Genomic DNA, 26,805 nt, shown 5'->3' on the forward strand with positions numbered 1-26,805 from the left:
ACATCCGGCGGGGGTTTTTCTTTGTGGCGTCTTTTTTTCCAACGGGTATTGGCCTGACGTACTTCAAAAGGGGCCGGCCGTTTGCTTACTTCGGAAGGGCAGCGGCCTGCCGGCCGGTAGCTGCTCTTCCCTCGGCAAGGCATCCTGCCTTGACTCGGGCGCGCGCCGTCCCTGGCGCGCTTGACGCAGCCACCGAGCGCCAGTCCGCCGCTGCCGACGTTTGGCTGTGCGACTTCGGCGAAGATGCGTTCTCACCGCTGCAGTCGCGCTTGGAGTCCGAATACGCGCCGCATGCCGGGCATTCCCGAGGTCAGAGGCAGTGCCGCGCTGTGCTTTCCGAAGACGAGTTGCAAGCGGCATCAAAGCAGCAGACTGGCGGCCGGTGGCCGCGTCAAGCGCGCCATGGGTGAGCCCGCTTTAGCTTGCGCGGCATGCCGCGCGAGCGGGCGAACGCCCGGCGTGCTTCGCGTGGCCGGACCGCGAAGCGGCCTTGCCGAGGGGAGAGCGGCTTCCGGCCGGCAGGCTGTTGCCCGTCCGGAGTAGAACGCGGTCACTGTTAGTTGCGGTGCTGACTGAGGGACGTCAGAGCGCCTCTAACGGCGTCCGCCAGGCGCTCGTGACATCGGTTCAGCGGCGCAGTTGGAATAGGTCGCAGCGCTCGCGTCGCGGCAGCTCACCTGCATGCTGCTTCCGAAAGTCGTTCAGGCCTCAGCAGGTATGGCGGTGCGGGCGCGAAAGCCGGCAGAGTCCAGCGGTATCGTGGTGCCCAGGGAGCCCGGCTTGGTACGATGCGCGCTGCGCGGGCCTATAGCTCAATGGTTAGAGCAGAGGACTCATAATCCTTTGGTTCCAGGTTCGAGTCCTGGTGGGCCCACCAGCCAACGCTCCGTTTCGCGAAACCCTTACAACCGCATCGTTACATTGCGGCCCTACCTGAATGCGATGCGGCGGAACGATGATGCTCGACCTTGATCGATTGGCGGCAGCTGCGGCGCGCCCCGCCAAGCCCGAGCTCGCATTGCGGTGCCGCGCATGAGTGCGCCTGCACCGCCGGGGATCCGGCCGTCACCTGCTCCCCTGCCGCCCGAACACCCGATTCCCATGCCTGTGCAGTCATTGCGTACGGGGCGTCTGGCGTCGCCGAAGCTGCCCAGTGCACCGCGCGGGATGGGCTGGCGCCGTGCCGCGATTGTGGGGGTGACCGGTGGCCTGACCGTACTGGCCACTTATCAGATCTGGTGGCTGCTGCGGATCGGCGGCATCGATGTGCTCGAGGGCCTGCTGCTGGCGGTGTTCGTGCCGTTGTTCGCCTGGATCGCGCAATCATTCGCAAGTTCGCTGGCCGGCTTTGCGATGGTGCTGCTGCGGCGGCCCGCGCGGCTGGGCATCGAGGCCCGGGATCCGTTGCCGGTCCTGGCCTCGCGCACCGCGTTGTTGATGCCGACCTATAACGAGCATCCCGAGCGGCTGTTCGCCGGTGTCCAGGCGATCTGCGAATCCCTGGCCGAGACGGGGCAGGGCGAGCGGTTCGATCTGTTCGTCCTCAGCGATACCCGCGACGCGGGTATCCACGCCCGCGAGGTGCAGGCCTTCGCGCGGCTGCGTGCGCTGGGGTTGGGCGTCACGCTCTACTACCGGCGCCGGGAGGACAACCGCGAGCGCAAGGCCGGCAACATCGCCGATTGGGTGCGGCGCTGGGGCGGGGGCTATCCGCAGTTTCTGATCCTTGATGCCGACAGCCTGATGACCGGCGACACCCTGGTGCGCCTGGTCGGTGCGATGGAACGCCACGACGATGTCGCCTTGATCCAGACCCTGCCGGTGATCGTCAACGGCACGACGATGTTCGCGCGGATGCAGCAGTTTTCCGGCCGCATGTACGGCCCGGTGATCGCCCAGGGCGTGGCTTGGTGGCATGGTGCGGAAAGCAATTACTGGGGCCACAACGCGATGATCCGCAGCGCCGCGTTCGCCGCCCATGGCGGCCTGCCCGAGCTCCAGGGCACGACGCCCTTCCGCGGCACCGTGCTCAGCCACGATTTCGTCGAGGCGGCGCTGTTGCGTCGCGGCGGTTGGGCCTTGCACATGGTGCCAACGCTCGAGGGCAGCTACGAGGAAGGACCACCGACGCTGACCGACATGCTGATCCGCGATCGCCGCTGGTGCCAGGGCAACCTGCAGCACGGCGGCGTGCTGCCGGCGCGTGGCCTGCACTGGGTCAACCGCTGGCACATGCTGATCGGCATCGGGCACTACCTGACCGCACCGCTGTGGGCGATGTTGATCCTGGTGGGGCTCGCGGTGCCGCTGCAGCACGGCATCCCTGGCGAGAATGGCTTTTCGGCGGCGGGTTACTGGATGGCGATCGACGACGGCCGCTTCATGGGCGTGTTCGTGCTGACGATGGTGCTGCTGTTCGCGCCGAAGATCTTCGGCTACATCGCCACTTTGAGCGATGCGCGGATGCGCCGTGGCTGCGGCGGGGCCGTCCGCGGGTTCGTCAGCCTGTTGATCGAAAACATCCTGGCGGCGCTGATGGCGCCGGTCACCATGTACGTGCAGTCGCGCGGCGTGGCCGAGGTACTGGCGGGGCGCGATTCGGGATGGGATGCCCAACAGCGCGACGATGGGCGGCAGACCTATGGCGAGCTGTGGCGCAGCTATCGCGGTACCACGGTGCTTGGCATCGGCATGGGCATTGTCGCGTGGTGGATATCGCCGGGGCTCGCACTGTGGATGTCGCCGATGATCATCGGCCTGGCCGGCTCGATTCCGATTGTCCGGCTGACCTCGTCGCGGCGGTTGGGGCAGGCGATGCGCCGGGCGCGCCTGTTCGCCACGCCCGAGGAGGCCGCGCCGCCGCGTGTGCTGCTGCGTGCCAGCGAACTGCGGGCGCAGGCCGAGGCGCCGGTGGCGCCGCGCGCCGATTGACGCGCTGCCGCCTCGGGGGCCAGCGCTTACACTGACGGGCGGTCCCACGACGACATCCGAATGAACGACGACACCGCACTGCTCGACTGCATTGAACGCGAGACCGGGCCCGCGCCTGCGTGGAGCGTGATCTGGCTGCACGGCCTGGGCGCAGACGGCAACGACTTCGCGCCCATCGTGCCCGAGCTCGTCCGCCCCGACTGGCCGGCCCTGCGCTTCGTGTTTCCGCACGCACCGGTGCGCCCAGTGACGATCAACAACGGCGTGCGCATGCGGGCCTGGTACGACATCGTCGACATCGACCTGGGCAATCGCGCTGACGAGGCCGGCGTGCAGACGTCGGTGGCTCAGGTCGATGCGCTGATCGCCCGTGAGGCCGAGCGCGGGGTCCCGCCGGCGCGGGTGATCCTGGCCGGCTTTTCGCAGGGCGGCGCGATCACGCTCGCAGCCGGGCTGCGCCGCACTGCGCCACTGGGTGGGTTGGTCGGGCTGTCGACCTATCTGCCCGCTGCCGCCACGGCGCACGATGCCCTGGTCAAAGGCGCAGTTGCGCAGCCGGTGTTCATGGCGCACGGCACGCAGGACCCCGTGGTGCCCGCGATCGCCGGGCAGCAGAGCGCCGCGCTGCTGCGCCAGTTCGGCTTCGATGTGCAGTGGCAGACCTATGCGATGCCGCACTCGGTATGCGCCGAGGAGATCGCCGACCTGGGCGACTGGCTGAGCGCGCGGTTCGCGGGCTGACGGCGGCATGGCCCATGGGCCGCGGGTGCGACGCAGTGCAGTGCGCCCGGCGGTCCGATCCGCTGGCGTGCGGATGCCGGTCGGGGCACCATCGCAGGACCGGGCCTTGAGGGGAGCGGAAGACCATGAAGGTCGTGATCGCTGACGACGAGCCGCTCGCCCGCGAGCGGCTACGCACATTGCTGGCGCAGGTGCCGGGCGTGGAGGTCGTCGCCGAGGTCGGCGATGGTCGCGCGGCGCTGGACGCCTGTGCGGCGCACGCGCCGGCGCTGGTGTTGCTCGACATCGCGATGCCGGGGATCGATGGCCTGGAGGCGGCCCGGCATCTCAATGCCTTCGAGCCGCGGCCGGCGATCGTGTTCTGCACCGCTTACGATGCCCACGCGCTCAAGGCCTTCGAGGCCGCCGCGGTGGACTACCTGGTCAAGCCAGTGCGTGCCGAACGGCTGCAGGCGGCGGTCGAGCGCGCACGCGCGTTCGTCGCGGGGCGCGAGGCTGCATCGGTCGTGGCCGACCGTCAGCGGACCCATCTGTGCGCACGGCTGCGCGGCAGCCTCCGGCTGATCCCGGTCGAGGACATCCGCTACCTGCAGGCCGAGGAGAAGTACGTCGTGGTGCACCACGCACGCGGCGAGGACCTGGTCGAGGAATCACTCAAGTCGCTCGAGGAGGAGTTCGGCGACCGCTTCGTGCGCATCCACCGCAATTGTCTGGTCGCGCGGCACGAACTGCTGGAACTGCGCCGCGATGCCGAGGGCCATGTCCATGCCGTGCTGCGCCACGCCGAGCGCACGCTCGAGGTCAGTCGGCGCTGCGTGCCGCAGCTGCGCGAGGCGGTGCGCCAGCTCTAGCGATCCAGCGGTTCGCGTCCCGGTGCCGGGATCGTCGATAATGGCCGGATGGAACGACTGCGTATCGCCACCCGCAAGAGCCCGCTCGCGTTGTGGCAGAGCGAACACGTTGCCGCGGCCTTGCGCGCGCGCCATCCCGGCCTCGAGGTCGAACTGGTGCCGTTGAGCACGCGTGGCGACGAGGTGCTCGACCGCTCGCTGGCCGCGATCGGCGGCAAGGGCCTGTTCCTCAAAGAACTGGAGATCGCGATGCAGGCCGGCGACGCCGACTGCGCCGTGCACTCGCTCAAGGATGTGCCGATGGAGCTCGAGCCCGGGTTCGCGCTGCCGGCGATCCTGGCGCGCGCCGACCACGCCGATGCGTTCGTCAGCAACACGTTCGCATCGATCGACGCCCTGCCTGAGGGCGCGCGCGTGGGCACTTCATCGTTGCGGCGCCAGGCGCAGCTGCGTGCGCGTCGCCCGGATCTGGAGATCCTCGACCTGCGCGGCAACATCAACACCCGGCTGGCGAAGCTCGACAGCGGGCAGTATGACGCGATCGTGCTGGCGTGCGCCGGGCTGCAGCGGCTCGGCCTGGACGCCCGCATCCGTGCACGGTTGGATGCGCCCGACTGGCTGCCCGCCCCGGCCCAGGGCGCGATCGCGATCGAATGCCGCGACGATACCCCGCAGCTGCAGGCCCTGGTGGCCGCGCTCGACCACGGCCCTACGCGTCGCTGCGTCGAGGCCGAGCGTGCGATGAACCGGGCCCTGCATGGCAGTTGCCACGTCCCGGTCGCTGCGTTCGCGCGGCTGGACGGTGGACGGATCCTGCTCGACGGGCTGGTCGGTTCGGCTCTCGACGGCCGCGCGGTTCGCGCCGGGGGCGAGGCCCCGGAAGGCGAGGGCGAGGCGCTGGGGTCGGCGGTGGCTGCCCGCCTGCTCGAAGGCGGCGCGGGCGCGTTCCTGCCCGGTTGAGGACTGCGCGAGCGGCGGACTTGGCCGCTCAGAACTGGTACTGCACCTTCAGCGAGCTTTCGGTATCGGTGCTGCCGCGGCCGCCGTTGCCCAGGGTGTCGTGGCGCAGCTCGAAGTCCGAGCGCAGCGTCCATTGCGGAAACAGCTCGTAGTCGAACGCCAGCGTCTGCCGCAGGAAGGTGTTCTCGCGGCCGGTCTCGACCTGCACCTGCTGGGTGAACGACGCGCGGCGGCCCAGTTCCTGCGACAGCTGGAGCTGACCCCGGGCCACCGGACCGGGTACCGCGGTGCCGAAGTCGGTGTAGGGCTCGATGCGCACGCCGGTGCCGAACTCCAGTCGCAACGAGGTCTCGGGGCTGCGGATCGCCTCGATCCCGTAGCTGGTGTCCCACTTCACGTGGTTGCCGCCGGAGCGGAAGCTGTCGCGTTGCGCGAATGGCGAATACAGCGCGATCGCCGGACGATCGGGCAGGCGGATGACGGGCGGTGCGACCGACTTGGGGCGGACGCCTGGCGCACGCGGCGCCCAGATCCGGCGCCGGGCCGCGCTCGCGGTCCATTCCGCGTCCGTGCACTTGAGCCGGAAGCACGGCCGGCGCAACGGCACCTGGCGCGTTGCCACGGCGAGCACAGCCGGTTGCTCCGGTGCGGCCGGAAGCGGTTGTGTGTAGATCGGCAGGCCTGCGAAAGCCAGCCACCAGCCAGCGAGCATGACAGCCATTCATGAAATCGGTTACAGCCGATTATGCCGAGCGCGTCCGACGCTTCCAACCCAAGGGCCATCGATCGGCGTCCTGGGTTCAGCTGTTGGTTCGCAGTGCGGGGCAACCGGGTGGCGGAGCGGGACGCGCGATAATGCCCGGTCCGCGCCCAAGGATTCTGCCGTGTCCCAGCCTGCTCTTCCCGAGGTCGATGTCGCCGTGATCGGGGGCGGCGCGGCCGGCGCTCTGGTGGCGCTGCACCTGCTCGCAACTCCTGACCTGCGCGTGGCGCTCGTCGAACCGCGGCCGGATTTGGCTCAAGGCGTGGCGTATTCGACACCGCGTGACGAGCACCTGCTCAATGTGAACGCCGCGCGGATGAGCGCGTTCGACGACCGACCGGACGACTTCCTGGCGTTCCTGCGCGAGGCGCCAAGCACGGCGGCACTCCCGGCCGAGGCCTTGCCAGCGACGTTCGCGCCGCGCCGTGTCTACGGCGACTACCTGCAGGCGCGCCTGGCAGCGGCGCTGCAGGCCGGCACGCTGATGCGCCTGACCGAGACGGTCGATGAGGTACGCCCGGCCGCGTCCGGCTTTGTATTGCGTACCGGTGCAGACACCGAACTGCGCGCGCGGGCGGTGGTGCTGGCGACGGGCGGGGTGCCGGCCGCGCTCCCGGTGTCCGGCGTCGGCGCGGCCGCACCCGGCATCATCGAGGCTTGGCATTACGCCGCGGTGGCCGCGATCGCGCCGGAGGCCGACGTCGCGATCGTGGGCGCGGGGCTGAGCATGGTCGACGTGCTGCTGACGCTGCATGCCAATGGACATCGCGGCCGGGTCGTTGCGATCTCGCGCCACGGGCTGCTGCCGCTGGCCCACGCGCCGGGGACGGTGCCGCAGGCCGGGGGCGTCGAGCCATTGCTGCCGTTGGGCGTGCGTGCGCGCATGCGCCTGTTGCGGCGATGGGCTGCCGAGGCGCAGGCCCAGGGCCGGCCCTGGCAGGACGCGCTCGAGCGGCTGCGCCCGCAAGTGCAGACGCTGTGGCAGGCCTGGCCGCCGGCCGAGCAGGCCCGCTTTCTGCGTCACGGGGTACGTCACTGGGATATCCACCGGCATCGCATCGCGCCCGAGGCGGCTGCGGTGGTCGAGGCGATGCGCCGCGATGGTCGCTTCTCGCTGCATGCCGGCCGGGTGATGACGGTGGCGGCGTGCGACGACGGCCGCTGGCAGCTCGACTGGCGTCGCCGTCGGCGCAACGACGACGAGCGCCTGATGGTCGATCGCATCGTCAACGCCACCGGACTGGAGAAACGGCCAACGCAGGTGCCCGGTACCCTGCCGGCGGCGTTGCACGCACGGGGGCTGGCACGTTCAGGGCCGCACGGCATGGGCATCGACACCGACGCTGCCGGCGGTGTGCGCGATCGTTCGGGGGCGACGGTGCCGGGTCTGTGGACGTTGGGGATTCCGCGGATCGGCACATTGTGGGAAAGCATCGCGATGCCTGAGCTGCGCGGCCAGGCCGCGCGCGTCGCTGCCGCGGCGCTGGCCCATGTGCGCGAGGCCGGCGCGCGCGACTGAGCTGCGCGTAATCCGCTACAGGCAGTCGCGCTGCAGCCGGTGAAGCTCTTCCTCGGCCAGTGCCCGCCCAGCGCCGAGGTCGGCATTGGCGAGGTTGCGGCGGATCTGCGGGCAGGGGTCGGTCGGTCCGCCGCCGAACACCAGCGCGCCGATGCCCTCGACCACGTCCTGCGCCGAGATCGGCGCGCGCATCGCGAAGTTGCCATCGGGGCGTGGCGGCGCGCGATGGCGCAGGGGATCGGGGGCGAAGTCGACCGGTGCGGTCTGGGCGCGTGCCCATGCCCGGGCCTGGGCATGCAGCGGCGCCGCGGAGGGTTCGACATCGGGGGCGGCGGCCGGCGCGATCTCGACCGCGGTCAGGCTGGACCGCGGCGTCGGTGCGGTCGACGGCCCGGAAGGTACGGACGGCACGGACGGCACGGACGGCGCTTGCGCCACGCGGGACGCGGGCGGCGGGGCGACACCAGGCGCGGTCGCCGGCTCGGGGTCGAGCCAGACCACCTGGAGCGGTCGGTCGTCGGCGCGGGGGGCATGTGGCCCGACGGGGCCGGACCGCAGCCAGGCCAGGACCACCAAGTGGCAGGCGAGCGTGAGTACTGCGGCGATCCCGCCGGTGCGCTCGCGTCTGGGGTGCGTCATGCAGGGCGGTCTCCTGATCCGCGCGCGAGTCTAGGGCCGACGCGTTAGCGCGTGGTTATCCGGTGCGCCATCGCGCCGCCGGCCACGACGACGGGCCATAATCGGCGCATGGACCGATACGAACGCATCCTCTCGTTGCACCGCATCCTCAAGACCTCGCGCTACCCGGTCACGGTGGCCCGGCTGCAGGACGAACTGGAATGCTCGCGCGCCACCGTCTACCGCGACCTGGCGTTTCTGCGCGATGCGCTGATGGCGCCGGTCGTGGGCGATGGCGATGCAGGCTTCCGCTATGACAGCGCCGAAGGCGACCGCTTCGAGTTGCCGGGCCTATGGCTGAGCTCGGGTGAACTGCATGCCTTGCTTGCCGCCCAGCAGTTGCTCTCGCGTAGTGGCGGCGGCGTGCTGTCGAGCGCGCTGGCGCCACTGCAGTCGCGGATCGAAAAGCTGCTCGACGAACACTCGGCCGGCAAGCAGTGGCCGGTGCAGCGCGTGCGCGTGGTGCCGCATCGCGGCCGACGCATGGACGAGCACGCGTTCCGCAACGTCTGCTCGGCGGTGCTCGAGCGTCGCCAGCTCGCATTCGAGTACCGCGCCCGCTCGACCGACGAACGCACCCGCCGCACGGTCTCCCCGCAGCGCATCACCCACTACCGCGACAACTGGTATCTCGATGCCTGGGACCACGATCGCGACGCGCTGCGCAGCTTCTCGGTCGATCGCATCACCAACGCACGCATGCTGCCCGGGCAGGCGCGCGACATCGAGGATGCCGAACTCGACACCCATCTGGCCGGCAGCTACGGCATCTTCTCCGGCCCGCCCAAGGGCGTGGCGACGATCCTGTTCGAGGCCCGCGCCGCGCGCTGGGTCGCCGACGAGCATTGGCATTCGCAACAGCAGGGCCGGTTCCTGCCCGACGGCCGCTACGAGCTCAAGGTGCCCTACAGCAATGCGCGCGAGTTGTTGATGGACGTGTTGCATTACGGCGCCGATGCGCAAATCGCCGAGCCCGTCGCGCTGCGCGAGCAGGCCCGCTCGCTGCTGGAACTGGCGCTGTCGAAGTACGAGCGCTGATCGGCGCTCCCGGTCGCGCGACCCGCCGCGCTGTGTCGGAAGCGCGGCCGATATGCCGTCGCCGGGGCAAGGCATGCGCCGTGTCCATGGGGCGCGACATCGGGCAGGGCGCGACCGCCCTCGTTTCCGGTCGCTCAGGCGATGTCGCAGTCCATGAGATGGGCGCGACTCAGACTCTCCGCACGGCCCAAACCGGGCGCGCTGGGAGCTTCTGTCGCCATGTCGAATGTCTTCGAATCGCCTGCCTCCGATCCCCGTGCCCTCGTCGGCGCCGGCTTGCTCGGCCTGCTGTTCCTGGGCAGTGTCGCGCTGCTGTCGTTTCCCGGGCTGCGCAGCGGCGTCGCCGCATTCGGCTGGCCGCCGCTGTGGCTGGTCGGCATGCCTGCGGCCGCCTGGCTCACCTGGTGCGTGCTTCGCCTGCCGCGCCGCCGCAAGCTGGCCTCGTCAGCGGTCTTGCGGCGGCGTCGGCCAGGCCTTCCGCAGGCGGCCCGCCGGCCCGCGCCGCGTCGCCGCACGGCCACACCCCTGCGCGCCGCGCTCGCCGCAGCAGGCTGGTTACCGTTGGGCCGCTGAGGCCGCGGCGTGGGGAGGGGTGACTTTGGTCATGCGGCGGCTGCCGATGCCCGTGCTAGCGTTGGGGGTTACTTGAATCCCCGCCCGCCGGAGGCGCCATGTCCCTGTTGTCCAAGCTCTGCCTCGCCGCCGGGATCTCCGCCGGCCTCTCGATGGGCACCGCATCTGCCCAGGAGGCCGCCGTGAACGATCCCTACCAGTGGCTCGAAGCCGTCACCGACGACAAGGCCCTCGACTGGGTCCGCACCCAGAACGCCAAGGCCGAGGCCGAGCTCGCCGCCACGCCCGAGTTCAAGCAGCTCGAGTCCGACCTGCTGGCGATCTACGATTCCGACGACAAGATCCCGGTCGCCTACAAGCAGGGCGAGTGGTACTACAACTTCTGGCGCGACCGGAACCACGAGCGCGGCATCTGGCGCCGCACCACGCTCGAGGAATACCGCAAGCCGCAGCCCAAATGGGAGACCGTGCTCGACCTCGACGCGCTCAACAAGGCCGAGGGCGAGAACTGGGTGTGGCACGGCGCCAGCTGCCTGCGCCCGGCCTACACCCGTTGCCTGATCGCGCTCTCGCGCGGCGGCGCTGACGCCGACGTGACGCGCGAGTTCGACGTGTCGACCAAGTCTTGGGTCGATGGCGGCTTCTTCCGTGACGAAGCCAAGGGCGGACTGGGCTGGATCGACCAGGACAACGTCTACGTCTACACCGATTTCGGCGACGGGTCGCTGACCTCGTCGGGCTACCCGCGCATCGTCAAGCAGTTGGCGCGCGGCCAGTCGATGGACCAGGCCACGCTGGTCTACGAGGGCAAGCCGGACGACATGTACATCGCCGCGATGCGCGACGACACGCCGGGCTTCGAGCGCGATTTCGTCAGCCGCACGCTGGCTTTCTACAACGATGAGCTCTACCTGCGCGGCGCCGATGGTCAGCTGACCAAGGTCGACGCGCCGAACTCGGCCAACAAGTCGGTCCACCACGACTGGCTGATGCTGGAACTGCGCGAAGCCTGGAACGTCGGCGGTCGCGACTATCCGGCGGGCTCGCTGCTGGTGACGAAGTTCGACGACTTCATGGCCGGCAAGCGCGAATTCGAAGCGCTGTTCGAGCCGACCGAGACGACCTCGCTCGCCGGTGCGATCTGGACCAAGCACCACCTCGTGCTCAACGTGCTCGAGGACGTCAAGAACACGCTCACCGTGCTGACGCCAGGCGCCGATGGCTGGGCGCGCAGCGCACTGGCCGGCGTGCCCGAACTGGGCACGGTCGCGGTCACCGCGGTCGACAGTGACGAGTCCGACGCGGTGTGGATGACCGTCACCGACTACCTCACGCCCAGCACGCTGATGCTGGCGGAGGTCGGCAGCGACAAGGCGCCCGACATCCTCAAGACCATGCCGGCGTTCTTCGACGCCAGCACCCACGAGGTCGAGCAGCACTTCGCCACGTCCAAGGACGGCACCCGCGTGCCGTATTTCCTGGTGCGCCCGAAGAACATGCAGCTCGACGGCAGCAACCCGACGCTGCTCTACGGCTACGGTGGCTTCGAGATCTCGCTGACTCCGGGCTACTCGGGCGGCGTGGGCAAGGGCTGGCTGGAGAAGGGCGGCGTGTACGCGGTCGCCAACATCCGCGGCGGCGGCGAGTACGGTCCGCGCTGGCACCAGGCGGCGCTCAAGCAGAACCGCCACAAGGCGTATGAGGACTTCGCCGCGGTCGCCCAGGACATGATCGACCGCAAGATCACATCCCCGGCCCACCTGGGCATTCGCGGCGGCAGCAACGGCGGCCTGCTCACCGGCAACATGCTCACCCAGTACCCGGAGCTGTTCGGCGCGGTGGTGATCCAGGTGCCGCTGCTCGACATGCAGCGCTATCACCAGCTGCTGGCCGGTGCATCGTGGATGGCCGAGTACGGCAATCCGGACAAGCCGGAAGAGTGGGAATTCATCCGCACGTTCTCGCCGTACCACCTGTTTGATCCGGCCAAGGACTATCCGCCGACGCTGATCCTGACCTCGACGCGCGACGACCGCGTGCACCCCGGCCACGCGCGCAAGATGATGGCCAGGATGTCGGAGGCCGGGAAGGACGTGCGCTACTACGAGAACATCGAAGGCGGCCATGGCGGCGCGGCGAACAACCGCCAGCAGGCCCATATGGATGCGCTCTACCTGACGTTCCTGTGGCAGCAACTGGGCAAGTGATGCCATCGTGCACCGGCCGCCTTCGCGGCCGGTGTTCTTTCTGACGTTGCATCGGCAGCGAGTGGACCCACCTATGAAGACATCTTTCCCCCGCGCGGCCGCGTTGCTGGCCGCGCCGATCCTGACGAGTCTGAGCCTGATGAGCGTTTCTCCCGTCACCCACGCCGCCGCGCCGGTTCCGCCCGATGCCGAGCAGCGCCCGCATACCGTCAAGGCGCCGCACGGTGCGACGCGCGAGGACGTCTACTACTGGCTGCGCGACGACAAGCGCGAGGATCCGGCCATGCTGGCGTATCTCAATGCCGAGAACGCCTATGCCGATGCGATGCTCGCGCCGCTCAAGCCGCTCGAGGACCGTCTTTATGACGAGATCGTCGGCCGGATCCAGCAGGACGACAGCTCGGTGCCGTACCGTGATCGCGGCTTCTGGTACTACGCGCGCTTCGAGACCGGCAAGGATTACCCGGTGCATGCGCGCCGCGCGGACGGTCCCGGGGTCGATGCGCTGTCGATCCAGGCCGCGAACGCCAAGGGCGACTTCGCCGGCGAGCAGGTGATGCTCGACGTCAACCAGCTTGCCGAGGGCAAGGACTACTACGCGGTCGGCGACTGGGACGTGACCCGCGACAACCGTATCCTGGCCTACGCCGACGACACCAATGGCCGGCGCCAGTACACGGTGCGCTTCAAGAACCTGGAGACCGGCGAGATCTATCCCGAGACCATTCCCGGCGTGTCGGCGAACCTGGTCTGGGCCGACGATGGCAAGACCCTGTTCTACGTCGAGAACGATCCGGAGACCCTGCTCACCGTGCGCGTGAAGAAACACGTGCTCGGCACGCCGGTCGCCGACGACGTGCTGGTCTACGAGGAGAAGGACGACAGCTTCTACATGGGCATCGATCGCACCCGCGACGACCGCTTCATCGTCATCGGCCTGGGCAGCACCGTGTCGAGCGAACTGCGCTATGCCCCGGCCGACAATCCTGAGACGTTCACCGTGCTCGCGCCGCGCGCGCGCGATGTCGAATACGACGCCGACCATCACGGCGGGCGCTGGGTGATCCGCACCAATGCGGACAAGGCGACGAACTTCAAGCTCGTCACCGCGCCCAGCGATGCGACCTCGCGTCGGCAGTGGACCGACCTGGTGCCGCACCGCGACGATGTGTACATCGAAGGCTACGAGCTGTTCGACGGCTTCACCGCCATCGAGGAACGTGCGCAGGCACTGACCCGCGTGCGCGTGCTCAAGGCCGACGGCAGCGACACGTTCGTGCAGGCCGACGAACCGGCCTACGCGATGGGCCTGTCGATCAATTCCGAGCCCGACACCGACTGGCTGCGCTACAGCTACACCTCGCTGACCACGCCGGCGACGACGTTCGAGGTCAACACGCGCACCGGCGAGCGCCGTCAGCTCAAGCAGCAGGCGGTGATCGGCTACGACCCGGCCAACTACGTCACCGAGCGCGTGTGGACGACCGCGCGCGACGGCCAGCGCGTGCCGGTCTCGCTGGTCTACCGCAAGGGCTTCGAGAAGGACGGCACGGCGGCGATGCTGCAGTACGGTTATGGCAGCTACGGTGCCTCGATGGATCCGGGCTTCAGCGTGACCAACGTCAGCCTGCTCGACCGCGGCATGGTCTATGCGATCGCGCACATCCGCGGCGGCGAGGAAATGGGCCGCGCCTGGTACGACGACGGCAAGCTACTCAACAAGGTCAACACCTTCACCGACTTCATCGACGTCACCGACGACCTGGTCAAGCGCGGCTATGCGGCGCCCGACCGCGTCGCCGCCTACGGCGGCAGCGCCGGCGGCCTGCTGATGGGTGCGATTTCGAACATGGCGCCCGAGAAGTACCGGGTGATCCTGTCGCAGGTGCCGTTCGTCGACGTGGTCACGACGATGCTCGACCCGAGCATCCCGCTGACCACCAACGAGTACGACGAATGGGGCAACCCGGAAGACAAGCGCTATTACGACTACATCCTCGGCTACTCGCCCTACGACAACCTCCAAGCCAAGGCCTACCCGGCGATGTTCATCGGCACCGGGCTGTGGGATTCGCAGGTCCAGTACTGGGAGCCGGCGAAGTACGTCGCGCGGTTGCGTGACGTCAACACCGGCACCCATCCGGTGGTGTTCCGCACCAACATGGAGGCCGGACACGGCGGCAAGTCGGGCCGTTTCCGCCGCTACCGCGAGTCGGCCGAGATGTACGCGTTCATGCTCGACCAGTTGGGCCTGCGCGAGACTCCGGCGGCAGCGACCGCCCGCTGATTGAGGGCGGTGGCCCGTTGACGCGGGCCGCCGCGCGTTGCAGAATGCGCGGCTCGTCGCGAACGCGACGGCGCCCGATGGCTATGTAGCTCAGCCGGTTAGAGCACAGCACTCATAATGCTGGGGTCGGTGGTTCGAGTCCACCCATAGCCACCATCGGGGCTGCCTCGAGAACCCGCCGCCCGGCGGGTTTTTGCTGTCTGCGATCTGCCCGCCGATCGCGCCCGGTATCGGCGCACGCCGCCGCGTGCCTGTGCCCCCTTCGCCTGCGGCGCCCAGGCGCCTGCGCTGCACCATTCGCCGGCAGCCGCGCCTGGCGCAGCGCGCCGGCCACTGTCCTGGCGCCGGCTCGCCACGTTTGCAACCTCGCCCGAGGATCTGGCACGCAGACCCGTCGCCCCCGACCTGAACGCCGCCATGCGAGGCGGCTGCGGGCGGGGCGCGACCGGAGGCTGCGACCGCTTGTCGCTCCGCCGGACCCGTGGCAGAGTCGAGCACAGTGACGCTCAGTCAATCGTATTAGGAGTCCGCATCGTGATCGATCCGGACGGGTTCAGACCCAATGTCGGCATCGTGCTGATGCACCCGGACGGGCGCGTGTTCTGGGCGCGCCGGGTGCGCCGCGACGGCTGGCAGTTCCCGCAAGGCGGGATGAATACCGACGAGACGCCGCTCGAGGCCATGTACCGCGAGTTGCGCGAGGAGACCGGGCTGTTGCCCGAGCACGTTTCCGTGCTCGGGGCGACGCCCGGCTGGCTGCGCTATCGCCTGCCGCAGCGGGCGATCCGTCGCAACGACCGTATCGTCTGCATCGGCCAGAAGCAGGTCTGGTTCCTGCTGCAGTTCGTCGGTGAGGAGACCCATCTGCGGCTCGACCTGTCGGACAAGCCAGAGTTCGATCATTGGCGGTGGGTGGACTTCTGGTACCCGCTCGATCATGTGGTGGTGTTCAAGCGCGGCGTCTACGTCAGCGCACTGCGGCATCTGGCGCCGTACGCGCGCAAGGTTGCCGGGACCCAGGCGATTCCGCAGGCCGCGGTCGAGCGCCCCCGGGGGCGGCGGCCGCAGCGGCGTGCGCGTCGCCTCGAAGCGCTGCGCAACCGCGATTCCGACGGACACAGCTGAACGTTTCTCATTTGACAGTGATTCTCGTTTGTGGCCGAATAGGGCTCCCAGCCCCGGCCAGGACCGCAGCCTTGTTCGTCTGCATCTGCAACGGCGTCACCGACACCCAGATCCGCCAGGCCGCTGCGCACGGCTGCCGCGAAGTGTCCGAGCTGACGATGCGCACCGGCTGTGGCGCCACCTGCGGCAGCTGCACCGACATGGCCGCCAGTCTGCTCGACGAGTACCACGCGGCGCGCGCGCCGACGCTCGAGTTGCCGCTGATCGCCTCGGCCGCCTGACGCTCGCCTAAGCCCCTCCAGTCGCACGAAGGAATGCGCACGATTCGCGTTCCTTCATCGACGTGCGCGTCCAGCTAGAGTGGCGCCTTTCCCCCGACAGGACGCACCGCGATGAAGGGCGACGCGCAGGTCATCCGCTACCTCAATCAGGCGCTGTACAACGAACTCACGGCGATCAACCAGTACTTCCTGCACGCCAAGATGCTCAAGCACTGGGGCCTGGAGGCGCTGGGCAAGCATGAGTACAAGGAATCGATCGAGGAAATGAAGCACGCCGACGCGTTGTCGGAGCGCATTCTGTTTCTCGAGGGGCTGCCGAACTTCCAGGCACTGGGCAAGCTGCGCATCGGCGAGACGCCGCGCGAGATGCTCGAATGCGACCTCGCGCTGGAGATGGACGGTTTGCCGGTGCTGCGCGAGGCGATCGCGCATTGCGAGCAAGTCGGCGATTTCGTCAGCCGCAAGCTGCTGGCCGACATCCTCGAAAACGAAGAGGAACACGTCGACTGGCTGGAAACGCAGCTCGACCTGATCAATCGCATCGGCGAAGAGAATTATCTGCAGAGCCAGATGGGCGACGACTGATCGCCCCTGGGTGCGGGCGCGCGTCCGGCGCGCCGATCAGCTGGCGGCCGGTGCCCGCGCCAGCAGTGCCTGACGCGCGTGTGCGAACGCTGCGTCCAGTCGCCGGGCCGCGTCTTCGGCCTCACGCAGCGTTCCCGCCCGCGCCGCCGCCTCGATCCGTTTCGCCTCCGCCGACAGGGCCAGCGCGCCGAGATTCGCGCTCGAGGACTTGAGCGAATGCGCGGCTTCGCGCATCGCGTCCTGGTCGCCTGCCGCGGCCGCGGCATTGAAGCTGGCGAGCAGGCGCGGGGTGTCGTCGAGGAACACCGCCACCAGTCGGTCGACATCGTCGCCGAGCAGATCGCGCAGGTCGTCGAGCACCTCGCCGTCGAGGACATCAGGCCCCGGCGCGTCCGGCAATGCCGGCGCGGGCGGTGAGGTGGGCGAGGCGGTCACTGGCGTGGCCGGCGGCGTCTCAGCTTCCGTAGCGGCCGGCATCATCCCGGTGCCAGCGCCCGTCCCCGCCTCGGCCGGCCACCAGCGCTCCAGGCAACGCGCCAGTTCGCTGCGCGTGACCGGTTTGGCCAGGTAATCGTCCATGCCGGCATCCAGGCACTTCTGCCGATCGCCAGCCATCGCATTGGCAGTCATCGCAACGATCGGCAGGCGGCGCCCGGTGCCGGAGGCGGCCTCGCGCTCGCGCCAACGCCGGGTCGCGGCATAGCCATCCAACACCGGCATCTGGCAATCCATCAGCACGATGTCGTAGCCGCCGTCGGCGAGCTTCTCCAGCGCGATCTCGCCGTTGCCGGCGGTGTCGCAGGGCAGGCCCAGCACGTCCAGCAAGCGTTGCCCGACCATCTGATTGACCGGATTGTCCTCGACCAGCAGCACGCGCGGCTTCAGTGCAGCGCCGCCTTGCGGCGCGAGGCCCGCGGACGGTGGTGTTCTGGGCGCGGCAGTGCGTGGAGGCGGCATCGGTGCGGGCTGCACGGGGTCCGATGCGTCGCCGAGCACCGACTCGCCCAGCACCGCCTCACGCAGGCGCACATCCGGGGCCTGCCGGTGGAGCACGACAGCCTCGTCGTCCGGGCCGTCGACCGGCTCGTCCCCCTGCAGGCAGACCAGCCGCGGTTGCCCGTAGTCGGCATGCCGGGCGAGATTGCGGCGCAGCGCGACGCCGCCATCGCGCAGTCCGGCCAGGTCGGCGACGACGATCGTCCAGGCCGCGGACGGGCTGGCGCCTGCGCCCTGGCGCAGCTGTTCGAGCGCTTCGTGCGTGGTCTCGACCGCCTGCACGCGCAGGCCCCAGTCCGACAGCAGCATCGACAGGCGGGCGCGCAGGCGCGCATCGGCGGTCAGCAGCAGGGCGGCTCCCGGCCCCGATGCGCCGGCGCCCGATTGCAGATCGCCTCGAGCCTTGCGCAGCGGGATCTCGAACCAGAACGTCGAACCCGCGCCTGCCGCGGACGTGACGCCGATGCTGCCATCCATGAGTTCGACGATCCGCCGCGAAATCGCCAGGCCCAAGCCGGTGCCGCCGTAGAGCCGCGTCGTCGATGCGTCGGCCTGGCTGAAGGCCTGGAACAGCCGCGATTGGCTTTGCACCGGAATGCCGATGCCGGTATCGCGGACCTCGAAGCGCAGCCGGTGATGCGTGGCGGTCTCACCCAGCCGCCGCACGTCCACGGTGATGCCGCCGCGTTCGGTGAACTTCACTGCATTGCTGAGCAGGTTGCTCAGGATCTGGCGCAGCCGCACCGGATCCCCGCACACCGCCAGCCGCACCGCCGGATCGATCTGCAACTGCATGCGCAGCCCTTTGGCCTGGGCCTGGCGGTCCATCGGCTGGATCACGCTCTGCAGCAGTTCGCGCAGGTTGAAGCCGGTGACTTCCAGGTCGAGCCGATCGGACTCGAGCTTGGAGTAGTCGAGGATGTCGTCGACGATGCGTTGCATCTGCTGCGCCGACAGATAAGCGGTGCGGACCAGTTCGAGGTGGTCGGCCGGCAGCGGCGCGTGCAGCAGCAGGTCGAGCATCGGGGTGATGCCGTTGAGCGGCGTGCGGATCTCGTGGCTCATCGTGGCCAGGAACTCGCCCTTGGCCATCACTGCCGATTCGGCCGCCGTCTTGGCCTGGCGCAGTTGCTGCTCCAGATGGGTGTGCGCATCGAGCTCGCGCTGCAACTGTGCGCAGGCCTGGGTATCGCGCTGCGCCTGGGCCTGCGCGTCCTCGACGGCCTGCCGCTGCGCGCGCAGCGGCGCGCCGAGCGCCCACACCGCCGCCGCGGCCACGGCCGCCAGCACGGCGGCCACCAGCGGCCAGGGGCCGGGGATCGCGAGCATGTGTAGCGACGCGGCCACCGCTGCTGCGATCGCAGCCAGAAGTGCGCCGCGGCGCAAGGCAGAGAGCGCCATCGCGGCTACAGCACCGAGTGGTGGAAGTCGAAGTCGAGGGCGTCGGCCACGCGCTGTACCAGGTTGCCCTGGATGTAGTCGATGCCGCTCATCCACAGCGTCGCGGCGGCCTGCGGGTTCTCGACCTGCTGGCCGATCACCTGCAGTCCGAGCCGGTGCGCACGTTCGACCGCGCCGCGCATCTCGTCGCGCACGCGTGGCTCGTCGAGCTGACGCGAGTACCGGCCCGACAGGCGCACGAAGCCCAAGGGCAGTTGCGCGAGCAATGCGTTGGCCTCCTCGCCGTCGCTGTACTGGCCCAGGCACAGCTGGACGCCGGCCGGGACCATGCGCGCGCAGAATTCCTGCAGCGACAGCGCATGGATCAGCGCATCGTCCTGGCGCACGTCGATGACCAGCGCAGCCCCCGGAATCCCGGCATCGCGCAGGCGCTGCAGCAGCCAGTCGGCATAGCCTGCCTGCACCAGGCTGCGCGAGGACTGCGAGACGAACAGGCGCATCGTGCCGCCACGCTGGGTGCGCTCGGCCAGGGTGGCGATCGCCAGTTCCAGCACGCGCCGGTCGATGTCGAACAGCACCCCGGCCAGTTCCGCCGCCGGCAGGATGCGCGCGGCCGAATGCAGCTCGCCATCGCGACCGCGCAGCCGCAGCAGGGTCTGGTACTGCGGTTCGTCGCCGCCGGCGACCGAGACGATCGGCTGGAATGCCAGTTCGATGCGGCCCTCGTCGAGCGCGCCGCGCAGGTCTTCCGACAACGACGGGGTCGCGTCGTCGCCGCCCGCGGGCGGCGCGGGCATGTGCACCGCGATGCCGGCCGGCGTGCCGCGCGCATCGCGCAGGGCTTGCTCGGCGGCGGCCAGCGCGGTGCCGGGGTCCTCGTAGGCGTGCGCGAGATCGGCATAGCCGATCAGCGCACGCAGACGCAGGCTCTGGCCTGCGAGCGGGAACGGGTGGCTGCCGATCCCGTCGCGCAGCCCGCGCGCCCAGGCGTCGAGCGCGGTCCGGTCGATCTGCGGCGCGAACACCAGGAACGTGTTGTCGTTCAGGCGCGTGGCCGCCGCGCCTTCGACCAGGTGATGCAGGTGGCGGCCGGCGTCGGTGAGGACAGTCTCAAGCCCCGCGTAGCCGTAGCGGTCGCGCAGCGCGGTGATGCCCTCGATCTCGACGAATGCCAGCACCCCGCGCGGGTGCGCCGGGATGGCCTCGGCGAGTTGCTGCAGCAACTGCAGCCGGCTGTTGAGGCCGGTGACCGGACTACGGCCCGGATCGGGCATCTGCTGCAGGGTCCGGGCGCGACGGATACGGTTGTGCACCGCCGACACCAGGTGGCGCGGCCGGACCGGCTTGGTCAGGAAATCGTCGGCGCCCACTTCCAGCGCCTCGAACTGGCGCTCGGGATCTACATCGCCGGTCAGGAACACCACCGGGATATGCCGGTGCGCCGGTTGCTGGCGCAGCAGCGCGGTCAGTTCGGCGCCATCCATGCCCGGCATGTGCAGGTCCATCAGCACCAGGTCCGGGGCGAACTCGGCCACGGTCGACAGGAACTCGTTGGCGATCGCGACCACACGGGCCTGCAGTCCGGCGCCGTTGAGCACGCTCTCGGCAAACAGCGCCTGGCTCGGATCGTCCTCGACCACCAGCACCCGGTACGGCCTGCCGTCGTCGTTCAACACCGCAGCCGTGTCCCCGCGCTCGGCAGCAGTCGCGTCGGCGGCCTCGGGCAGCGACGGGCGGCCGGCATCGGCGGCCCACCGCCTCCAATATGCAGTGGGGGGGAACTCCGCGCGTTGCGGTTTGTCGGGATCGGGCATGGCGTGGCGAGAACGAGAAGCTTGGGAAGTGATCACTTTACCCGGCCGCGATCAGGAGCGCGGCAAGACGGCCGCGCGTTTGCGGGCACGGCCGAACACCCGGCGCCACAGCCAGGCCGCTGCGAGCAGGCCGCTCAGGCCGATCGCCACCACCAGCGCCAGGGCCAGCCAGGGCGAGGCGAGGGCCAGCCCGAGTGCGCCGACGGTCACCGCGTCCTCGGTCGAGGAGGCGGCGACATTGCTGACCGGTTCGGGCGACAGATTGAGCAGCAGCCGCGTGCCCGATTTGAGCGCATGACTGCTCAGCGCCACGCCCGCGCCGGTGGCGAGCATCCCGGCGCCCAGCTCGCCGTCCGGCGACAGCGCGGCCGCGGCGAGAAAGGCGCCCGCCGGCACGCGCGCGAGCGTCTGCAGCAGGTCCCAGCCCGAATCGACGCCGGGGATCTTGTCGGCGAAGAATTCGGCCACCGCCAACGCGCCCGACACGCCCAGCACCCAGGGCGAGGCCGTGGCCTCGAGCGCGGGCGGCAGGTCGAGCCAGCCGAGCGCGCCGGCGACCCCGACCCCGAAGACAGTCAGATAGGCGCGCACGCCGGCCAGCCACGCCAGCACCACACCGATCGCGAACAGATGGGCTTCCGACATCGCGACCTCCGATTCGCCGCAACGCGGAGCGCGGCGCGATGGCAACGAGTATAGGGAGCGCGGCGGCTTGACTGCGCTTCGCCGCGCTCGCTATACCTTGTCCGATGATCCCACCCGAGCCCACCGGGCAGTCCCCGACGCCGGCCTCGCCCGGCGCGTCCGCCCGCCCTCCGCATGGCCCGCGCTGGGCGCGCGTGCTGCTCGGCGTGACGGCGGTGTCGTTGCTGTTCGGCCTGTGGGGCGCGTGGCAGGTGTTCGCGCCCGGGGCTGCGCATCCGCAGCGCCAGCTCGCCGCCCAAGCCGCACAGATCGAAGAGCTGCAGCAGCAGGTCGCCACGCTCACGCGCTCCGACCAGATCAGCCGCGACGCGAACCGCGAGCTGCAGGGAACGCTGGCCGAACGCGACGAGGAGATCGCCGCGTTGCGCGCCGACGTGGCGTTCTACGAGCGCTTTGTCGGCTCGACCTCGCAGGGGCGCGAGCTGAGCGTCCACGAGCTGCGCATGCAGCCCCGGACCGATCAGGGCTGGCACTACACCGCCACGCTCACCCAGAGCCTGGCCCGGGATGCGGCCAGCGAGGGCGAGATGCGGCTGGCGATCGAGGGCACCCGCAACGGCCGGCTGCAGACGCTGGCCTGGTCGGACCTGCGCCAGCGCGCCGACGCGCCCGGCGTGCCGTATGCGTTCAAGTACTTCCAGCAGGTCGAGGGCGATATCGTGTTGCCGCCCGGTTTCCAGCCGTTGCGGGTCACCGTGCGGCTCGCGCCCAAGGGCCGCGGCGCGGCCGTGGAACGCGCGTTCAGCTGGGCAGACGTGACGCCGCGTTCCGCGCCCGAGCCTTGAACGCGGCCGCCGGCCCCCTCATCCTGTCGGCCATGAGCGAAGTGCTGACCATCGAGGGCCCCGGCTACCAGTCCCTGGAGCGGCCGCTGGAATTCACGCCCGCCGCGGCGGCCAAGGTGCGCGAGTTGATCGAAGGCGAGGGCAATCCCGCGCTGAACCTGCGCGTCTATATCCAGGGTGGGGGCTGTTCGGGCTTCCAGTACGGCTTCGAGTTCGACGAAGAGCGCGCCGAGGACGATCTGGCGATCGTCACCGACGACGTCACCCTGGTGGTCGATCCGCTGAGCCTGCAGTACCTGATGGGCGCAGCGGTGGACTACGTCGAGAGCCTGCACGGCGCGCAGTTCACGATCCGCAACCCCAACGCGAAGTCGACCTGCGGCTGCGGCAGCAGCTTCACGGTCTGACCGGCGGGCGGCTGGCCGGCGCGAGTGTCGCCGGTCGGTGCACGACTCAGCGGTCCATGTCGCCATCGCGACACCGCGGCCGGCCATAATCTGCGCATGGACTTTCGTTTCGTCGAGGCGCCGCTCGACCGCGCCGAACATCTGCGTACCGACAGCGCCGTGCTGTCGCGGCTGTGGCCCGAGGCGCGTGTGCTGGTGCTCGATGCGCATGGCGATGCGGCCGTCGACGCCGACGGCGCGCCCCCTGCGTTGACCGGGACCGCGCTGGGCGAGCGCCCGGATTCTGCAGTGTTCCTCGGCCTGCACGGCGAGCAGGGTTGGTTTGCGCTGCCTGCGGGCGATGCGCCCGAGGGCCTGTCGGTACACGGGGTGGTGGATCTGCGCAGCGCTGCGGCATCGTGGCCGTTACGCGACTCCACCGCCTTCGCACAGGCGCGCGCGGTGCTGCACTGGCGTGCGCGGCACCGCTACTGCGGCGCTTGCGGCGCGGCGCTGCAGTGGGCGCGGGCCGGTTGGCTCGGCCGCTGTCCGCAATGCGGCACCGAGCACTATCCGCGCACCGATCCGGCGATCATCGTCGCGGTGACCGACGGCACGCGGTTGCTGCTGGGCCGCCAGGCGGCCTGGGCGCCACGCCGCTATTCCACGCTCGCCGGCTTCGTCGAGCCGGGCGAGACGCTCGAACAGACGGTCGGACGCGAAGTGTTCGAGGAAAGCGCGGTGCGGGTGCGCAGTTGCCGGTATCTCGCCTCGCAGCCCTGGCCGTTCCCGTCCTCGCTGATGCTCGGTTTTCTCGCCGAGGCCGAGCCCGACGTCCCGCGCGTCAACGACGAGCTGGAGGACGCGCGCTGGTTCGATGCCGATGCGATCGGCGCGGCGTTGCGCGATGCCAATCCGGAGCTGTCGTTGTCGCCCGCGCTGTCGATCTCGCGCTGGCTGATCGCACGCTGGTACGCATTGCAGACCGGCGCCGAGGCCGGTTGAAGGGCTGTCAGCCGAGTCCGCCGGGCGCAAGCCAGGTGAACGGCGGCCACGGCAGGTTGCGCGCGACCCAGTAGACCGACAGCAGCACCAGCCAGAACGTCGCCGTCGACAAGCGCGCAGCGACCGGCTGCAGCCAGGCGGGCCGCCATCCCATGCGCCATGCGAGTGCGAGTGGGGAGAGCGCGAGCAGCACCAGCAGCAGCGGGTTCATTGAGAACGCCTGCGGCAGGTCGCCATGGACCAGCGCGTGCAGGCAGCGGGTCAGGCCGCAGCCGGGACAGACCCATCCGGTCGCGGCGTAGAACATGCACGGCGGGAAGGGGCTGCCCGGGGCATTGGGATCGAACGTGCGCAGCAGCCAGACACCGGTCGCGGCCGCCGCCAGACCGCCGCCCGCGAGGGCGACGGTGGCGGCGCGCACGCGCGCCAAGGGGCGCTGGCCGTGCACGTGGGACATCAGATGTCGCTCTGGATCTGGTCGAAGATCATCTGGTATTGCTCCATGCCGCCACCCAGCGTCAGCGAGTAGATCGTCCACAGCAGGCCGATGATGCACAGGCCGGTGGTGACCCAGCACCAGGTCTTGGCGGTGTTGGACGCGCGCTGTGCGCCTGCCAAATCGCCTTGGCCCAGCAGCGTGTTGACCTTGGCGGCGAACACGATCGCGACGATGCCCGGGATCGTGCCGACGATGCAGCACAGGCACAGCGAGAGCACGGTGGCGATGATCGACCATGCCAGGTGGTTGGGCACCGTGCCCGGCGCGATCGGCGTGCCGGGCAGCGGCGTACCGGGGGCGTCATAGGGATTGGGCGGCGGCGGGGGCGGTGGGATGGTGCTCATGGTGGTGCGCTCCTGGAGGATGGCGGGAGGGTGTGACGGAATGCTCGGATTGGGGCAACGCGTGCAGCCTAGGTGGAGACGGCGTCGTGGAGATGTGGACGCCGAGGTCCCGTCCTGTCACCTGCTGCAGGCGGGCGGCATGGAACCGGCCGTCTGGCACGCCACCCGCTGAACAGGGCGGCGGAGACGGGGGCGGAAATCGACGCTGCGCTGCACGCGCGCACGCGCTGTGCAGGCTTCGATGACGTGGGCCCGATTGGCATGTGGCTCCCCGAGAACGGTCGGTCCGACGTGGGCGGACCTGAATGGACGCAAGCGTACCCGAGCCGGACACCGGCGGGCAGAGGGCATACGCTCAGGCGGCATCGCCGCGGAGCGCCCGCACCTCGGCCTCGAGCCTCGGAGCGGTGAGATCGGCCGACGCGTCGATCCGCGGTGCGGCGACGACCTCGATGCGGGCGCGCAGGCGCCGCGGCACGCGCATGCGGGCGAACCGGCTGCCGGCATGGGCATGGTGCCGGCTCCACATGCTGGTCCACATGCCACGCAGCGCCAGCGCGACCACCGGCACCTGCTGGCCGCGCGCCTGGGCGCGCGCCAGGATGCGCTCCACCCCCGTGCGGAAGGTGGCGATCTCGCCATCGCTCGTCAGCCGGCCTTCGGGAAAGATGCCGACCAGTTCACCCTGCGCCAGGGCGGCATCGATGGCGTCGAACGCGCGCTGCATCAGCGCCGGGTCGTCCTTGGCACCGGCGATCGGAATCGCCTTGGCGTGCCGGAAGATCCAGCGCAGCCCGGGGATCGCGAAGATCCGGTGGTCCATCACGAACCGCACCGGCCGCGGGATCGCCGCCGACAGGATCAGCGCATCCATGTAGCTGACATGGTTGCAGACGATCAGGGCCGCGCCGTCTGCCGGGATCGCCGGATCGACGTCGCGCTCGCGCAATCGGTAGAGCGTGCGGACCAGCAGCATGCTGGCCAGGCGCATCAGGAACTCTGGCACGATGGTGAAGATCCAGATCGCGACCAGCAGGTTGGCGATCGCCAGGGCCAGGAACATCTGCGGCACGGTCAGGCCCGGCAACGGCAGCGTCAGGCCGCCCAGCGACAGCGACTCACGCTGTACCAGCACGCCGATCACCGCTGCGGCAACGATGAACAGCGAGTTCTGGATGTTGAGCCCGGCGATCACCCGCGATAGTTCCGAACGCGGCGTGCGGCTCTGGATCAGCGCGAACAGCGGGACGACGAAGATGCCGGTGAACAGGCCCACCCCGATCAGGTCGGCCACGATGCGCCAGCCGCCGGGCGCGTCGAGGAAGGCGGCGATTGTCAGGCCGGTCTGCGGCGGCAGGCCGGGCCGGGCGAAGTACAGGTCGAGCAGCATCGCGCTGATACCGAAGGCGCCGACGGGCACCAGGCCGATCTCGACGATGCGTCCGGACAGCTTTTCGCACAGCAGCGAGCCGGCGCCCACGCCGACCGAGAACAGGGCCAGCGCGAAGATGTACAGCGCGGTGTCGTTGACCACGCCGCCCAGATAGACCTCGGCGTAGGTCGGCAACTGCGCGGTCAGCACCGTGCCGACGAACCAGAACCAGGACACGCCCAGGATCGCGTTGCGCACCGCCAGCTGGCGCCTGGCCAGGCGCATCACCGCCCGCGATTCGGGAATCGGGTTCCAGTTGATCGTCAGCGTCGGCGCGCCGGCATCCACCTTCGGGATCAGCCGTGCGACCAGGTTGCCGGCGACCGCCAGCGCGACCACCGAGGCCGCAGCGGCTTCGGGGCCGTGGCTGCCGGCAAGCTTGAACACTAGGCCGCCGTAGATCATGCCGGCCAGGATCGAGATCGACGTGCCCATCTCGACCAGGCCGTTGCCGCCGGTGAGCTCTTCGGGCCGCAGCACCGAGGGCAGGATCGAATACTTCACCGGGCCGAACAGGGTCGACTGGGTGCCGGTCAGAAACAGCGCGACCAGCAGCACCGGCATGCTCTGCAGCAGGAAGCCCGCGGCGGCCAACGACATGATCGCGATCTCCATCGCGGTCGTGATCACGATCAGCTTCTGCTTCTCGAGCTTCTCGGCGATCTGGCCGGCGATCGCCGAGAACAGGAAGTAGGGCAGGATGAACAGCGCCGGCGCGAGATTGGTGTAGAGCGTGCGCTCCGCGGTGCCGACGCCGAGGAAGAACAGCAGCGCGATCACCGATTGCCGGTAGACGTTGTCGTTGAACGCGCCGAGCGCCTGGACCGTGAAGTAGGGCAGGAAGCGCCGCTGCCGCAGTAGGGCGAACTGGGACTGGCCTGACATGGCGGCTCCTGGAC

General features: G+C 69.7%; 23 protein-coding genes and 2 tRNA genes. 17 read left to right on the forward strand and 8 right to left on the reverse strand.

The annotated features are described in order from the left end of the window. Positions 1–801 precede the first annotated feature (801 nt). From WAF18_RS06460 to hemC, 5 genes are all read left to right on the forward strand, one after another. Positions 802–877 (forward strand) — tRNA-Ile (locus WAF18_RS06460). 155 nt (positions 878–1,032) lie between these two features. Next, positions 1,033–2,931: a glucans biosynthesis glucosyltransferase MdoH gene (gene mdoH / locus WAF18_RS06465; RefSeq protein WP_337244383.1), complete on the forward strand. Its 1,899-nt coding sequence runs from the start codon at positions 1,033–1,035 to the stop codon at positions 2,929–2,931. A gap of 60 nt (positions 2,932–2,991) precedes the next feature. Continuing rightward, the gene (locus WAF18_RS06470; protein ID WP_337244384.1) at positions 2,992–3,672 is read left to right on the forward strand and encodes an alpha/beta hydrolase; all 681 of its coding nucleotides are present in this window, start codon (positions 2,992–2,994) and stop codon (positions 3,670–3,672) included. Between the two features lie 125 nt (positions 3,673–3,797). Beyond that, the gene (locus WAF18_RS06475) at positions 3,798–4,523 is read left to right on the forward strand and encodes a LytTR family DNA-binding domain-containing protein (protein ID WP_337244385.1); all 726 of its coding nucleotides are present in this window, start codon (positions 3,798–3,800) and stop codon (positions 4,521–4,523) included. A gap of 48 nt (positions 4,524–4,571) precedes the next feature. Then, positions 4,572–5,483, forward strand: coding sequence for a hydroxymethylbilane synthase (hemC, locus tag WAF18_RS06480; RefSeq protein WP_337244386.1), 912 nt, complete (start codon positions 4,572–4,574; stop codon positions 5,481–5,483). Between the two features lie 28 nt (positions 5,484–5,511). Here hemC and WAF18_RS06485 read toward each other — a convergent pair whose 3' ends face one another. Further along, the gene (locus tag WAF18_RS06485; RefSeq protein WP_183427761.1) at positions 5,512–6,204 is read right to left on the reverse strand and encodes a DUF481 domain-containing protein; all 693 of its coding nucleotides are present in this window, start codon (positions 6,202–6,204) and stop codon (positions 5,512–5,514) included. Between the two features lie 163 nt (positions 6,205–6,367). On the opposite strand from WAF18_RS06485, the gene WAF18_RS06490 reads away from it, so the two are divergent. Further along, positions 6,368–7,765, forward strand: coding sequence for an FAD-dependent oxidoreductase (locus WAF18_RS06490; RefSeq protein WP_337244387.1), 1,398 nt, complete (start codon positions 6,368–6,370; stop codon positions 7,763–7,765). A gap of 15 nt (positions 7,766–7,780) precedes the next feature. Here WAF18_RS06490 and WAF18_RS06495 read toward each other — a convergent pair whose 3' ends face one another. Then, complete coding sequence (locus WAF18_RS06495) at positions 7,781–8,404, reverse strand: hypothetical protein (RefSeq protein WP_337244388.1); 624 nt, start codon at positions 8,402–8,404, stop codon at positions 7,781–7,783. 108 nt (positions 8,405–8,512) lie between these two features. On the opposite strand from WAF18_RS06495, the gene WAF18_RS06500 reads away from it, so the two are divergent. The 8 genes from WAF18_RS06500 to bfr all read left to right on the forward strand — a co-directional run bounded on the left by WAF18_RS06500 (position 8,513) and on the right by bfr (position 16,539). Then, positions 8,513–9,481 (forward strand): YafY family protein, encoded by a 969-nt coding sequence (locus WAF18_RS06500; protein ID WP_183427758.1) that lies wholly within the window; start codon positions 8,513–8,515, stop codon positions 9,479–9,481. A gap of 219 nt (positions 9,482–9,700) precedes the next feature. Then, entirely contained in the window at positions 9,701–10,054 is a 354-nt protein-coding gene (locus WAF18_RS06505) for a hypothetical protein (protein ID WP_337244389.1), read from the forward strand. A gap of 98 nt (positions 10,055–10,152) precedes the next feature. Next, positions 10,153–12,261: a prolyl oligopeptidase family serine peptidase gene (locus WAF18_RS06510; RefSeq protein WP_337244390.1), complete on the forward strand. Its 2,109-nt coding sequence runs from the start codon at positions 10,153–10,155 to the stop codon at positions 12,259–12,261. Between the two features lie 73 nt (positions 12,262–12,334). Beyond that, positions 12,335–14,548, forward strand: coding sequence for a S9 family peptidase (locus tag WAF18_RS06515; RefSeq protein WP_337244391.1), 2,214 nt, complete (start codon positions 12,335–12,337; stop codon positions 14,546–14,548). A 79-nt stretch (positions 14,549–14,627) separates the two neighbouring features. Continuing rightward, a tRNA-Met gene (locus tag WAF18_RS06520) sits at positions 14,628–14,704 on the forward strand. A 378-nt stretch (positions 14,705–15,082) separates the two neighbouring features. Continuing rightward, positions 15,083–15,673, forward strand: a complete 591-nt coding sequence (locus WAF18_RS06525) for an RNA pyrophosphohydrolase (RefSeq protein ID WP_337244392.1) — start codon at positions 15,083–15,085, stop codon at positions 15,671–15,673. Between the two features lie 71 nt (positions 15,674–15,744). Further along, complete coding sequence (locus WAF18_RS06530; protein WP_183427753.1) at positions 15,745–15,954, forward strand: (2Fe-2S)-binding protein; 210 nt, start codon at positions 15,745–15,747, stop codon at positions 15,952–15,954. 111 nt (positions 15,955–16,065) lie between these two features. Further along, on the forward strand, positions 16,066–16,539 hold the full coding sequence (gene bfr, locus WAF18_RS06535) for a bacterioferritin (RefSeq protein WP_337244393.1): 474 nt from the start codon (positions 16,066–16,068) through the stop codon (positions 16,537–16,539). A gap of 36 nt (positions 16,540–16,575) precedes the next feature. Here the strand turns inward: bfr and WAF18_RS06540 are convergent, their stop codons facing one another. From WAF18_RS06540 to WAF18_RS06550, 3 genes are all read right to left on the reverse strand, one after another. Then, positions 16,576–18,864 (reverse strand): ATP-binding protein, encoded by a 2,289-nt coding sequence (locus WAF18_RS06540; protein WP_337244394.1) that lies wholly within the window; start codon positions 18,862–18,864, stop codon positions 16,576–16,578. 77 nt (positions 18,865–18,941) lie between these two features. Next, positions 18,942–20,750 carry an EAL domain-containing protein gene (locus tag WAF18_RS06545; RefSeq protein ID WP_337244395.1) on the reverse strand — a complete coding sequence of 603 codons (1,809 nt, stop codon included), beginning with the start codon at positions 20,748–20,750 and terminating at the stop codon, positions 18,942–18,944. A 51-nt stretch (positions 20,751–20,801) separates the two neighbouring features. Beyond that, positions 20,802–21,395: a DUF4126 domain-containing protein gene (locus tag WAF18_RS06550; protein ID WP_337244396.1), complete on the reverse strand. Its 594-nt coding sequence runs from the start codon at positions 21,393–21,395 to the stop codon at positions 20,802–20,804. A gap of 104 nt (positions 21,396–21,499) precedes the next feature. Between WAF18_RS06550 and WAF18_RS06555 the strand changes: the two genes are divergently transcribed. The 3 genes from WAF18_RS06555 to nudC all read left to right on the forward strand — a co-directional run bounded on the left by WAF18_RS06555 (position 21,500) and on the right by nudC (position 23,631). Then, positions 21,500–22,240, forward strand: coding sequence for a DUF6776 family protein (locus tag WAF18_RS06555; RefSeq protein WP_337244397.1), 741 nt, complete (start codon positions 21,500–21,502; stop codon positions 22,238–22,240). Between the two features lie 32 nt (positions 22,241–22,272). Then, the gene (gene erpA / locus WAF18_RS06560; RefSeq protein ID WP_183427748.1) at positions 22,273–22,647 is read left to right on the forward strand and encodes an iron-sulfur cluster insertion protein ErpA; all 375 of its coding nucleotides are present in this window, start codon (positions 22,273–22,275) and stop codon (positions 22,645–22,647) included. Positions 22,648–22,743: 96 nt separating this feature from the next. Then, entirely contained in the window at positions 22,744–23,631 is an 888-nt protein-coding gene (nudC, locus tag WAF18_RS06565) for an NAD(+) diphosphatase (protein WP_337244398.1), read from the forward strand. 7 nt (positions 23,632–23,638) lie between these two features. On the opposite strand, the gene WAF18_RS06570 is transcribed toward nudC, so the two are convergent. From WAF18_RS06570 to WAF18_RS06580, 3 genes are all read right to left on the reverse strand, one after another. Then, positions 23,639–24,088: a DUF2752 domain-containing protein gene (locus tag WAF18_RS06570; protein WP_337244399.1), complete on the reverse strand. Its 450-nt coding sequence runs from the start codon at positions 24,086–24,088 to the stop codon at positions 23,639–23,641. Further along, positions 24,088–24,474 carry a CD225/dispanin family protein gene (locus tag WAF18_RS06575; RefSeq protein ID WP_183427745.1) on the reverse strand — a complete coding sequence of 129 codons (387 nt, stop codon included), beginning with the start codon at positions 24,472–24,474 and terminating at the stop codon, positions 24,088–24,090. Before WAF18_RS06575 ends, WAF18_RS06570 begins: the two co-directional genes overlap by 1 nt. A gap of 355 nt (positions 24,475–24,829) precedes the next feature. Further along, positions 24,830–26,791, reverse strand: a complete 1,962-nt coding sequence (locus tag WAF18_RS06580; RefSeq protein ID WP_337244400.1) for an MFS transporter — start codon at positions 26,789–26,791, stop codon at positions 24,830–24,832. Positions 26,792–26,805: the final 14 nt, after the last annotated feature.

The sequence above is a fragment of the Luteimonas sp. gir genome (assembly GCF_037198055.1).
Lineage (GTDB): Bacteria > Pseudomonadota > Gammaproteobacteria > Xanthomonadales > Xanthomonadaceae > Luteimonas > Luteimonas citri_A.